8 protein-coding genes are annotated in these 12075 nt (G+C 73.7%); 2 read left to right on the plus strand and 6 right to left on the minus strand.

Going from position 1 to position 12075, the window contains the following annotated elements; all coding sequences use genetic code 11:
- Positions 1-159 precede the first annotated feature (159 nt).
- The gene (locus Adu01nite_RS14120; protein ID WP_203727197.1) at positions 160-816 is read right to left on the minus strand and encodes a GntR family transcriptional regulator; all 657 of its coding nucleotides are present in this window, start codon (positions 814-816) and stop codon (positions 160-162) included.
- A 40-nt stretch (positions 817-856) separates the two neighbouring features.
- Positions 857-1840 carry a hypothetical protein gene (locus Adu01nite_RS14125; RefSeq protein ID WP_203727198.1) on the minus strand — a complete coding sequence of 328 codons (984 nt, stop codon included), beginning with the start codon at positions 1838-1840 and terminating at the stop codon, positions 857-859.
- Between the two features lie 163 nt (positions 1841-2003).
- Between Adu01nite_RS14125 and Adu01nite_RS14130 the strand changes: the two genes are divergently transcribed.
- A complete protein-coding gene (locus Adu01nite_RS14130) occupies positions 2004-2783 on the plus strand; it encodes an alpha/beta fold hydrolase (RefSeq protein WP_203727199.1) in 780 nt (259 codons plus the stop codon).
- On the opposite strand, the gene Adu01nite_RS14135 is transcribed toward Adu01nite_RS14130, so the two are convergent.
- Genes Adu01nite_RS14135 through Adu01nite_RS14145 form a run of 3 tightly spaced genes read right to left on the minus strand, consistent with a single transcriptional unit; the run spans position 2749 to position 8299 of the window.
- Complete coding sequence (locus tag Adu01nite_RS14135; protein WP_239132383.1) at positions 2749-4065, minus strand: MFS transporter; 1317 nt, start codon at positions 4063-4065, stop codon at positions 2749-2751. The genes Adu01nite_RS14130 and Adu01nite_RS14135 overlap by 35 nt on opposite strands.
- Positions 4062-5228: an aminotransferase-like domain-containing protein gene (locus Adu01nite_RS14140; RefSeq protein ID WP_203727200.1), complete on the minus strand. Its 1167-nt coding sequence runs from the start codon at positions 5226-5228 to the stop codon at positions 4062-4064. The genes Adu01nite_RS14135 and Adu01nite_RS14140 overlap by 4 nt, the downstream gene beginning before the upstream one ends.
- Positions 5225-8299, minus strand: coding sequence for an ATP-binding protein (locus tag Adu01nite_RS14145; RefSeq protein ID WP_239132384.1), 3075 nt, complete (start codon positions 8297-8299; stop codon positions 5225-5227). The genes Adu01nite_RS14140 and Adu01nite_RS14145 overlap by 4 nt, the downstream gene beginning before the upstream one ends.
- 272 nt (positions 8300-8571) lie before the next feature.
- Here Adu01nite_RS14145 and Adu01nite_RS14150 point away from each other — a divergent pair, with 272 nt between their 5' ends.
- Complete coding sequence (locus tag Adu01nite_RS14150; protein WP_203727202.1) at positions 8572-11502, plus strand: AfsR/SARP family transcriptional regulator; 2931 nt, start codon at positions 8572-8574, stop codon at positions 11500-11502.
- Here the strand turns inward: Adu01nite_RS14150 and Adu01nite_RS14155 are convergent.
- Positions 11499-11972: a hypothetical protein gene (locus Adu01nite_RS14155; RefSeq protein WP_239132385.1), complete on the minus strand. Its 474-nt coding sequence runs from the start codon at positions 11970-11972 to the stop codon at positions 11499-11501. The two genes, Adu01nite_RS14150 and Adu01nite_RS14155, sit on opposite strands and share 4 nt — an antisense overlap.
- Between the last annotated feature and the right edge of the window lie 103 nt (positions 11973-12075).

The following is a 12075-nucleotide window of genomic DNA, read 5'->3' on the forward strand; positions in this document are numbered from 1 at the left end:
AGAGCCCGTTTTCCTTGATCTCGGCCTCTGGCTGCTTTGGGGCGAGGCCCCAACTTCCGCGAAGTTGGTAGCCCCGTCCCGCGGCCCGGCCCTGGCCCGTCGTTGGGTGGCCGCCTGACCTGCGCGACGTTCGGCCGGGACCAGGTGAACAGTTACGTCCTATGCGATCCCGAGCCGTTTGAGGGCGACCAGCGATTCGAGCCGGTCGCTCTCGATATGTGTGTACGCCACCGATTCCGCGACCCGCTCATTACCCGACCCGATCGCCCGCAGCAATTCCTCGTGCCCGGAGAGAGCGTCGACCGGATCCAGCTCGGAAGTCATGAAGAACAGCCACATCATGCGACCGGAAACAGAGCGCATCAGCGAGCGCATCAATGCGTTGTCGGTCAGGTCGACGATGATTTCGTGGAACGCGGTGCTGTCCCGCGCGATCGCGTAGGAGTCGCGCTCGGCCACCGCCCGGCGGGACTGCTCCAGCGCGGCCTCCAGCGGCCCGGTCGAGGCGCCGCCGGCCACCTCCCGGGCGGCGTAGCGCGCGGCCCCGACCTCCAGGCAGAGCCGCAGGTCGAACAGGTCGTTGGCGGCCTTGACCGACCAGCTCGACACGACCGCGCCGCGCCGCGGCAGGGTCTGCACGAAGCCGTCCACCTCGAGCATCGGGACCGCCTCGCGCATCGGCACCCGCGACACCTGGAACTCCTGCGCCAGGCGCTGCTCGGCCAGCCGGGAACCCTGCGGCCAACGCCCCCGGATAATGCCCTCGCGGAGCATTGCGTAAATCTGCCGGGAGAGCGACTCGGGGCGTTCCTCCATGTAATTCCTTCCGCAGAACCATTTCGGGCCCCATTATTGCCTATCGGTGGTAAAGCAGCGACACCAGTTTCCCCGAGCCCTGCCGCATGTCGCCGAGGTTGAATTCGCTGCCCTCGATCAGCACCCGGCGGCAGCCGTCCGCCTCCACCGAGACCGGCCGGCTCCACGATTTCTCCCGCAGCACGGCGAACCGCGGGCTGACCTGGTTGCACGGCGCGGCCGGCGGCGCGACGTCGATCTCGTGCCGGACCGCCGCCCACCCCGCGGCGGTCAGCTGTTCGCCGTCCTGCAGCAGGCCCCGAAGGTAGTAGGTCCGGCCGTCCTCCACGGTCGGCTCGGCGAGGAAGCGGCAGACCCGCATCGGGATGCCGGCGTCCGGCAGCGTCGCCGGGACCGGCATCCGGTCCGGGCCGAAGACCTGGTCGTACTCCTCGGAGTCGTGGCACCCGCCGGCCTTGGCCACGTCCCGGTCGTTGCGGCGCAGGACCCGGGTCGACACCCGGGTCGTGGTCAGCTGCTCGATCGCGGTCTTGACCTCGGCCCGCGGCGCGTTGCACGGGGCGAGCGGGATGCCGGGGCGGATCCACCGGCCCTGCGCGTCGACCAGCGCCAGCCAGGGAATGTACTGCGCCCAGAACTCCCCGTGGCAGTCGTGCACGTTCTGATCCGGCAGCCGCAGCGCCGCGACCAGGGCGGTGATGTCGTCCGCGCGCTCCTCGATCGCCACCAGGTCCCACCCGCCGCCCGGATGCGGCTGCGAGTCACTGCGGCAGATTACCGCGGCCACCGGCGGGAAACTCTCGTCCAGCATGGGCAGCACCGCGGCCTTCGCCCCGCCGCCGAACAGCATGCCGTCCGGCGCCGGGATGAACTGCTCGCAGGAAACCCAGCTCGCCTCGACCGCCGGCATCCCGTGCGCCCGGTCCCTCCGGGACGGCTTGTCGTTGTCCGCGCCGGCCTGCTCGGCGCATCCACCGGCCAGTAACACCAGACAGACCACCAACGCCGTCGCCCGACCACCCATGACCCCGCCCCCTCGTAGTGGCGATCAGACGCCGGTCGCCCACCCACGGTTCCCGGTCCTCTGAACCGCGACTGGATCGCGCCGTCCACTGCGGATCCAGAGCCCCGCCCTACTTTTCGGTCGCACAGTCGCCGCCGAACCGAGAAGAGGAAAGATGATCAAAATGAGTTTCGCTGCCGTGGCCGCTGTCCTGGCGTTGATTCCCGGCGGTGCGGCGGGTGCTCATGCGGGCGGGGCCAAGCCGACGATCGTGCTCGTGCACGGTGCGTTCGCGGACAGCAGCGGGTTCAACGCGGTCGCCGCGCGGCTGCTCAGGGACGGCTATCCGGTGGTGGCGGCGCCGAACCCGTTGCGCGGACTCGGCTCCGACGCCGCGGCCGTGCGGGCGCTGCTGGACAGCATCCAGGGGCCGATCGTGCTGGTCGGGCACTCGTACGGCGGTGCGGTCATCTCGGCCGCCGCGACCGGGGACACCGATGTGCGGGCGCTGGTCTACCTGGCTGCGTTCGTGCCGGAGGCGGGGGAGAGCGTGCAGGAGCTGGCCGGGCGGTTCCCGGGCAGCACGGTCGGAGAGTCGCTCAAGGCGGTGCCGATGCCCGGCGGTCAGGTCGACCTCTACATCGACCCGGCGGTGTTCCGGGCCAACTTCGGCGGCGATCTGTCCGGAAAAGACGCTGCACTGCTGGCGATCGCGCAGCGGCCGGCCTCCGGTGCCGCGCTCGGTGAGCCCGCCGCAGGCCCGCAGGCGTGGCACACCATTCCGAGTTACGACCTGATCAGCGGCGCCGACCGGATCATCCCGCCGGCCGCCCAGCGGTTCATGGCCGCGCGGGCCGGGGCGACGACGCAGGTGGTCAAGGGCGCTTCGCACCTGGTGTTCGTCGCGCAGCCGGACACCGCGGTGGCCTTCATCGAGCGGGCGGCGCGGGAGACGTCTCGGTGACGGCGTGGGCGGCGCGGTCCAGGGTGTAGCGGCGCTGCAGCACGATGGCGGCCGTCATCAGGACGGCCGGCACCAGGGTGAAGCCGTAGCGGACCGCGGAAGACTGGGTCGCCTGCCCGGCCACGAAGCCGCCGACGGCCAGGCAGACCGAGAAGAGGTACGGCCCGAGCGCGCCGCCGGTGGCCTCGGCGGCTGTCCACACTCCGGTGTAGCTGCCCGCGCTCGCGGCGCCGCCGGGGCCGGCCGCGGCGACCACGTCCGGCACCATCGACAGCGGCATCAGCTGCATCCCGGCGAACGCGACGCCCAGCACCACCACCGCCCCGATCAGCACCGGTAGCCCGGCCGTGGCACCGGCCGCCAGCACCAGCGAGCCGGCCACGAACGCCGCCTGGGCGGTGAGCAGGCCGCGCTGCTTGCCGATCCGCCGGGCGATCAGCACCCACAGTGGAGTGGCCAGGACCGCGGGCGCCATGAACGCGGCGACCAGCACGGTGGTGAGCTTCGCGTCGCCGAGCTCGTACCGGGCGAAGTACGGCATCGCGGCCAGCACCAGGTTCATCGTGATCGCCACGGTCAGGTACGACGCGGTCAGCGCCCGGAACTGCCGGTCGCGCAGCGCCACCAGCAGACCGCCGCGGTGTCCCGGCTCGATTCTGCCCGGCGCGGCCCGGTTGAGCCGGCCGACGCCGGTGATGCCGGTCAGCAGCGCCGCCAGCATGACCGCGCCGAGGATCAGGGCCATCCGGGTGTAGTCGCCGACGCCGGGGTCGTCCCCGGCCAGCAGCGGCGCGGCCACCCCGCTGAGCAGTACGCCGACCGTGATCACCACGTTGCGGTAGCCCATCAGGCGGGTCCGCTCGTGGTAGCCGATGCCGAGGTCGGCCGGGGTGGCCAGATAGGACACCTGGTAGAAGGAGTAGAGCAGGTTGCCGGCCACCAGCGCCGCCGCGACCCACACCGCGGCCGGCGTCCCGTGCACGCCGGCCGGCACCACGAACAGGGCCAGGAAGGCGAGCACCACCAGGCAGCCGGCGAACATCAGCCGGCGGCGGTGGCCGCGGCGGGCCAGGTCGGCGTCGGAGAGCCGGCCCACCCACGGGTGCAGCACGATGTCGGCGATGTTCGGCACCAGCAGGGCCAGGCCGGCCACCAGCGGCGGGACGGCCAGGATGTCGGTCAGGAAGTACAGCAGGAAGATGCCCGGCACGCTGACCCAGATGCCCATGCCGACCGAGCCGGCCGCGAACGGGGCGATGGCCCGTAGGGGGAGGCGGCTCACCGGAACGCCACCGCCAGCCGGCGGACCGCCTCGCGCAGCTCGTCGGGGGTGCGGTCGCCGTAGGCGAACCTCAGATGCCGGGCCGCCGACTGCTGCTCGGGTCCCGCCGCGAAATACTCGCCCGGCTGGTAGACGACGCCGGCCGCGACCGCCCGCCGGAACAGTGCCGCCGGGTCGGCGCTCTCGTCGGCAAGCCGGGCCCAGAGGAACAGCCCGCCTTCGGGGGTGTGGATCTCGAAGGCGCCCGGCAGGTGCTCGTGCAGGGCGCCGACCAGCACCGCGGCCCGCTCCCGGTACAGGGCACGGGCGCGGTGCACGACGCCGTCGAACTCGCCGGCGAGGCGCTCGACGATCGCCTGGGTCACCGACGAGGTGTGCACGTCGAGCCGGTTGCGCAGCCGGATCACCGGGTCCACCAGGTGCTCGGGCAGCACCATCCAGCCGGCCCGCCAGCCGGGGCCGAGGGTCTTGGTGAAGCTGTTGACGTGGATCGCCCGGTCCGAATCGTGGAAGACCGCGACGCCCTGGTCCGCACCGGCGAAGCGCAACTCCCGGTACGGGTCGTCGACGAGCAGGTAGAAGCCGTACCGCTCGGCCAGCCCGACCAGCGCCGCCCGTTTCGCCGCCGACAGGCTGACCTGGGCCGGGTTGTGGAAGTCGGGCACCGTGTAGGCGGCGGCGATCCGGTCACCGGCGGCGAGCCGGCCGGCCAGGTGGTCGACGTCGAAGCCGTCGGCGAGCACCGGTACCGGCAGGATCCGGTTCGTCGACACCTCCAGGGCCCAGCGGAACCCGGGAAAGACCGGATCGTCCACCGCGACCGTGTCGCCGCGTTCGACGACGGTCAGCACCGCGAGGGTGAGGCCGTGCATGCCGCCGTTGGTCACCACGATCCGGCCCGGGTCGACGCCCTCCCGCTCGGCGATCCAGTTCCGCAGCGTGGCCGATCCCGGGGCGGGCGAATACTGAAGCGCCGCGACCGCGGCCGCCGGGTCCTGCCACAGCGCCGCCGAGGCCCGCGCGATCGCGTCCACCGGCAGCGCCTCCGGGGCCGGGATGCCGCTCAGCAGGCGGATCGCGTCCGGCGGCGGGGCGACCTGGCTGGCCACGACGAAGCCGTTCGGGGCGGAGAGCCCGCGGGCCAGGCCGGTCAGCCCGGTCACAGCTCGGTCAGGAACTCGTCGGCCCGCCGGGCGAACAGGTGCGCCCCGGTCGCGGCGGATCGGGCACGGGCCTGCTCGGCGGCCGTCCGGACCGCCGGCCGGGGTTCACCGCGAGCATCCAGCAGACGGGCCTTGAGCAGCATCAGCAGTCCTTCGGCGTAGCGCTGGCCATGGTTCCGGACGGCCTGGTCGGCCCGGTCGAGGGCGGCCGCGGCCCGGTCGGGCAGCCCGGCCGCCAGCCACATCTCGGCGATCAGCCCGTAGTGGTAGGCGAGGCCCCACTGCGGCGGGTCGAGCAGGGCGGCGTCCAGGAGTTCCGCGGCCTCGCCCGCGGCACCGGCCGGATCGTCCCCGGCGAGCGCCCGCGCCCACAACCGGTACTGCCGGATGTAGTGGTCGATCTGGGCGCCGAGCCGGTCGAGCCCAGCCGCCGCCCACCGCTCGCCGGCCCGCCCGGCCGTCGCCGCGTCGCCGGCCATCGAAGCGATCATGGTGGTGTAATAGACCCAGACCGAGGCCGCGTACGGATCGCTCGGGTCGTCCCAGGTGTCGACGAAGGCCAGCGCCGTGCCGACGTCGCCGTGCAGCGCGGTCATCACCGCCCGCCACCCGGGTCCCTCGCCGGGGATGCTGCCGTCCTGCCGCAGTGGCGTCTCGGCCCCGGGGCCCTCCTCGGCCGGCGCGGTGAAGGTCCGGTACGCCTCGCCGATGTTGCCGACGTCCCACTGGTGCAGACCCCAGGCCTGCCGGGCGTAACGCCGGACGGCCGGATCGGCGGACGCCGCGCCGAGTTCGCGCATCCGGACGGCCAGCTCCCCGCGGCCGTCCTCGATCGCGGTGTAGGCCCCCATCACCCGGATGAAGAAGAAGTCGGCCGCCTCCGACTCCCGGCCGAGCGAGCGGGCCAGGTATTCGGCCCGGTCGAGCAGGTCGACGGTGGAGGCGTCGAACCCGGCCTGCCGCCGGACGACGATGGCGAGCAGGGTGAGCGCGGCCAGCTCCCGATCCATCAGCCCGGCCGCCCGGGTGACCTGCACGGCCGACCGCAGCTGCCGGCCGGCCGACTCGAACGCCAGCTTGGCGGCCGCCCGGCGGCCGGCCCGGATCAGTGCCTCCGCGGTGCGGGCCGGCTCGGCCAGCGGGCCGGCCGACCACAGGTGGAAGGCGAGGCGTTCGGCGACCGCCTCGTCGTCGGCGTGGATCTCCTCGAGCGCGTCGGCGACCCGCAGATGCAGCCGGACCGCCTGCTGCCGCGTCGTCGTCTCGGAGACCGACTCGCGCACCAGGTCGTGCGCGAAGCGTAGCGAGGACGGCCCGTCCGGCCCGGGTTCGAGCAGGCCGAGCGCGTGCAGCGGGTCGAGCCGGTCGAGGCAGTCGGCCACCGCCACCCCGGTGGCCCGCGACAGCAGCCCGAGGTCGACGTCGCGGCCGATCAGCGCGGCCATGTGCAGCAGGTCGCGGGCGCCGTCGTCGAGGCCGGCCATCCGGTCGCGGACGACGTCACGCACGGTGGCCGGTACCTCCTCGGCGAGCGCCCCGGCCTCGCTCAACAATCGGGACAACTCCCGGACGAAGAACGGATTTCCTTCCGTACGGGCGTGAATGGCGCGCGCCACCGCGTCCCCGGGGTCGCGGCCGGCCTCGGTGCGGACGAGCGCGGCCACGTCGGCCAGGCCGAGCGGCCCGAGCCGGAGCCGGCGGTGCCCGGGCCGCCGGCCGGCCGCCGCCAGCACCTGGGCGAGTGCGGTGCTGGGCGTGGGCGCGCGGTCCCGGAGGGCACCGATGATCGCGGTGCGGTGCGGCAGCCGGCTCGCCAGGTGGCCGAACAGCTGCAGGGAGGCGGCGTCGGCCCACTGCAGATCGTCGAGGATGAGCACGGTCGGCCGCTGCGCCGCGGCCTGCCCGACCAGGGCGACGACCTGCTCGAACAGCCGGAACTGGGCGTTGCCGTCGGGCACCGTGCGGGCCGGGCCGTCCTGCGGTTCGAGGAGGCTGCCGAGCTCGCCGGCCAGCCATTTCTCCCGCGCCGGACTCGACAGGCTGCCGACCACCGCGCCCAGCGCCTGCTCCCACGGCCACATCGCCGGCGTGCCGTCACCCTCCAGACAGGAGCCCCAGACGACCAGGGCGCCCTGCCGGCCGGCCACCGCGGCGGTCTCCTCCAGCAGGCGGGTCTTGCCCACGCCCGGTTCGCCCTCGACGATGCCGATCGCGGTGCGGCCGGCGAGCGCGCTCTGCACGGTGCGGCGCAGCATCGTGAACTCCTCGACCCGGCCGACCAGATCGCCGGTGCCGTCCGCCGGGCCCACCGGATGCGGTGCCGGCGGCTGGGTGAGAACCCGGCGGTGCGCGTCGGTGAGCGCCGGGCCCGGGTCGACCCCGAGCTCGTCGGCGAGCCGGTCGCGGACCGTGCGGAACACCGTCAGCGCCTCGGCCTGGCGTCCGGCGGCACCGAGGGCGGCGACCAGGCCGGCCTGCACGGGTTCGTGGAACGGTGCCATCGACGCGGCCAGCTGCAGGGCCGGGAGCACCCGTGCCGGGCGGCCCGCCGCCACGGCCAGCTCGGCGGCCACGGTGCAGGCGTCGAAGAACTCGTGGTCGAGAGCGGCGAAGACGGTCGTGGCCCCGGGCCCGGCGCTGATCCCGTCGCCGGCCGGGCCGCGCCAGAGACCGAGCGCCTCGACGTAGTGGTCGAGGGCCGCGTCGCTCTGCTTCTGGTCGGCCGCTTCGACCAGCGATCGGAAGGCGACCAGGTCAACGGTGCCGGGAACGGCCGCGAACAGGTAGGAGTTGCCGCGGCGGTGCAGGAACGAACCGCTTTCCCGGGCCGGGAGCGAGGGTTCGAGGAGGCGGCGCAACGCGCTGACGTACTTGTGAATGATGTTGAGAGCGCTGGCCGGGACGTCCTCGCCCCAGATCAGATCGATCAGCTCGCTCGTGCTGGTCGGCCGGCCCGCCCGGGCCAGGAGAAGTGCCAGCAAAGATGCCTGCTGACGGGGGCCGACATCGAGCTCGGCACCGGCACGCCAGACACGCAGCGGGCCGAGCACCTGCAGGTACGGCACATCCACGTTTCTCGACCCCGGAGGTGATGACGCCATCGCTTGCGCGAACCTTACCGGGACTTGGTGCAGGGGAGGTCGCCCGTCGCTCTTGGTTTTACCTTCACGTCCCGATTCCCCCGTTACGCGCTGCCGCAACCGGGCGAGGGCGACCTTTCCCTGCAACGAGATCAATGGTCGTGGTCGGACCTTGCGCGAAGCATGTAACACTTGGCGCGCTCCTTGTGGATTTCTTGAATCCCCTGCTGGGGAGGTCTGGGTGAAGGGCGGGCAGAGGTCAGTTGACGGCGGAGTTCGGGGTGCTCGGCGCGGTGGAGGCCCAGATCGCGGGCCGGTCGGTCGACCTCGGGCATGCGCGTCAGCGCAGCGTGCTCGCTGTTCTGCTGGTCGAGGCCGGTCGGCCGGTCACGATCGACCAGCTGATCGACCGGGTCTGGGGTGAGGACGCGCCGCAGCGGGCCGACGGCGCTCTCTACAGCTACCTGTCCCGGTTGCGGCGGGCCGTCGCCGAGGCCACCGAGGTAAAGATCGAGCGCCGCTCCGGCGGGTACGTTCTGACCGCCGACCCGCAGACGGTCGATCTGCACAGCTTCCGCCGGTTGCACACGCTGGCCCGGTCGGCGGAGTCGGACAAGTCCGCCGCCGACCTGATCACCCAGGCGCTCGGCCTGTGGCGCGGCGAGCCGTTCGCCGGCCTGGACACCCCCTGGCTGGCCTCGATCCGGCAGGCGCTGCTGAGCGAGCGGTTCGCCGCCGAGCTCGACCACAACGACGTGCTGCTGCGGCTCGGCCGGCACGGGGAACTGCTGCCGTCGCTGTCCGCCGCGGTCGCCGAAAGCCCGCTCGACGAACGGCTGGCCGAGCAGATGATGCTTGCCCTCTACCGGTCCGGCCGGCAGGCCGACGCCGACGAGCAGTACCGGCGGATCCGCCGCAGCCTCGCCGACGAGCTCGGCAGCGACCCCGGCACCGGACTGAGCCGGCTGCACGAGCGCATCCTCGCCGCCGACCCCACCCTCACCGTCGCGCCGGTCGAGACCCGCGGCCCGCAGGCCCCGCCGCCGGCCCGCCCGTCGGTGCCCGCCCAGTTGCCCGCCGACGTGCGTGCCTTCACCGGGCGGGCCCGGGAGTTCGCCGCCCTGGACCGGTCGCTGGAGCCGCCGGACGGCGACGAGCCGCCGCTGACCGTGGTGCTGCTCTCCGGGACGGCCGGGGTCGGCAAGTCCGCCCTCGCGGTCCGGTGGGCGCACCGGGTCCGGGAGGCGTTCCCCGACGGCCAGCTGTACGTGAACCTGCGCGGCTACGACTCCGAGCAGCCGGTGGCGGTCGGTGACGCGCTGGCCGGCTTCCTGACCGCGCTCGGCGTCGGCGGGCCGGAGATCCCGCCCGGCGTCGAGGAGCGGGCCGGCCGCTACCGGTCCGAACTGACCGGCCGCCGGATGCTGGTGCTGCTCGACAACGCGTCCTCGGTGGAGCAGGTCCGGCCGTTGCTGCCCGGCTCCGGGTCCTGCCTGGTGCTGATCACCAGCCGGGACTCGCTGCCCGGCATGGTGGCGATCCACGGCGCCGAGCGGATCAACCTGGATCTGCTGCCGATGGCCGACGCGGTGGTGTTGCTGCGCCGCCTGATCGGTGCCCGGGTGGACCGCGAGACGTCGGTCGCCGAGGACCTTGCCGGCGCGTGTGCCCGGCTGCCGCTGGCCCTGCGGATCGCCGCCGAGTTGGCCGCGGTCCGCACTGACGTCACGCTGGCCGAGCTGGTCGGCGAGCTGGGCGACCACCGGATGCGGCTCGACCTGCTCGACGCCGGCGATCCGCGGGCCGAGGTGCGCGCCGTCTTCTCCTGGTCCTATCAGAACCTGCCCGGCGACGCGGCCCGGGTGTTCCGGCTGCTCGGCCTGCATCCGGGCGACACCGTGCACGTCGAGGCGGTGGCCGCGCTGACCGGCACCGAGGCCGGCGAGGCCCGGCGGCTGCTCGGCGTGCTGGTCCGGGCCAGCCTGGTGCACGTCGGCCGGGGCGGCCGCTACGGCATGCACGACCTGCTGCGGGCGTACGCGGCCGAGCTCGCCGTCCGGCACGACTCCGGGCCGGACCGGAAGGCCGCGCTGACCCGCCTCTTCGACCACTACCTGGCCGGCGCGGTCGCGGCGATGGACACGCTCTACCCGGACGGCACCGAACCGGACGGCGACCCGGACACCGCCCGGGGCTGGATCGAGGCGGAACGGCCCAACCTGGCCGCGGCCTGCACCTACGGCGCCGCGCACGGCTGGCACCGGTTCGCGGTGGCCCTCGCCGGCACGATGTTCCGCTACCTCGACGCCGGCGGGCCGGTGGCCGAGGCGGTCGCCGTCACCGCCTCGGCGGTGTCCGCGGCGGTGGCCCTCGGCGACCGGGAGGCGCAGGCCCGGGCACTGTCCGATCTGGGCCGGCTGCACCGCCGGCAGGGCCGCCTCGACGAGGCCGTCGACACCTACCGCAGGTCCCTCGCCCTCTACGCCGACCTCGGCGAGCACGCCGCCGAGGCGGTCGCGCTGCGCAACCTGGGCAGCGTGCACTGGCGGCTGGGCAACTACCGGCAGGCCGCCGAGAACTACCGGCGGGCCGGGGAGCGGTACGAGCGGCTCGGCGACGCCGCCGGGCAGGCCGACGCCTCGGTCCGGCTCGGCCTGGTCGACGCCCGGCTCGGCGATGAGGAGCAGGCCACCAAGCGGTTCGCGTCGGCTCTCGATCTGGTCACCCGGCTCGGCGACCGGTTCAGCGAGGCGTACGTGATCTCGCTGCTCGCCCGCCTGTCGCGCCGGCCGGCCGACCTCGAACGGGCCGCCACCCACCTGGAGCAGAGCCTCGCGGTGATGCGCCAGGCCGGCGACCGCACCGGGGAGGCGTACGTGCTGACCGACCTCGGCGTGGTGTACGCCCGCAGCGGCCGGCTCGCCGAGGCGGCGGATCACCTGCGCAACGTCGTGGTGCTGCACCGGCGGATCGGGGACCGGGCCAGCGAGGCCGAGGCGCTCAACGACCTCGGCCAGGTCCTGCTGGCCGCGGGCGACGCGGCCGACGCCCGGGCCCAGCACGAGCAGGCGCTGGCCCTGGCCCAGGAGATCGGCGACCGCTACGAGCAGGCACGCGCCCACGACGGCATCGGCGGCCCGCACCGGGAGCTGGCCCAGCAGCTCTTCGCCGCTCTCGCGGTGCCTTTGCCCTAGACCCGGACCACGCCCTCGACCCACAGCACGGTGACCGGGAGGCCGCGGGCCCGGGCGTAGGTGACGACGTCGCCGGTCCCGCCCATCCCGCGGGCCGGATGGCCGTCCCACACCGCGAACAGATGGTCGCAGCGATCGACCAGGGCCCGGCCGGCGGCGAGGAACGCCTCATCGCTCGGCTCCGGGTAGGGCAGCGTGATCACCTCGGCCGCCGCCCGCCGCAGCTCCTCGTAGCGGACGCGGCTCTCCGGGGTGAGCAGCGAGGCGGCGTAGCCCTCGCACGGCAGCACCGCCTCCAGGGTGCCGCCGGCCGCCAGGACGTGGGTGGCGAACAGCTGGTCGGCGCCGTCGGCGAGATTCGACACCCCGTGCAGGAGCGGCCCGACCGGCAACACGCTGCTCCAATGCCGCAACGCACGGTCGACGATGGTCGGCGGGAGGATCCGATGACCTGTGACCCCGAACCGCACATCGACCTCCGTACCAGGGCTTGTCAAGCTCGTGACGACCATGACGATACGATCTATCGCCTTTTCTCGTGGGCCGGAGGCATGCACAATCTGTCGTCGCAGC

The sequence above is a fragment of the Paractinoplanes durhamensis genome, assembly GCF_016862175.1.
GTDB lineage: Bacteria > Actinomycetota > Actinomycetes > Mycobacteriales > Micromonosporaceae > Actinoplanes > Actinoplanes durhamensis.

What these genes read in the sequence shown, in the direction of transcription:
- Adu01nite_RS14120 (WP_203727197.1), bottom strand. Translation starts at nt 816, where the DNA reads ATGGAGGAACGCCCCGAGTCGCTCTCCCGGCAGATTTACGCAATGCTC.
- Adu01nite_RS14125 (WP_203727198.1), bottom strand. Translation starts at nt 1,840, where the DNA reads ATGGGTGGTCGGGCGACGGCGTTGGTGGTCTGTCTGGTGTTACTGGCC.
- Adu01nite_RS14130 (WP_203727199.1), top strand. Translation starts at nt 2,004, where the DNA reads ATGAGTTTCGCTGCCGTGGCCGCTGTCCTGGCGTTGATTCCCGGCGGT.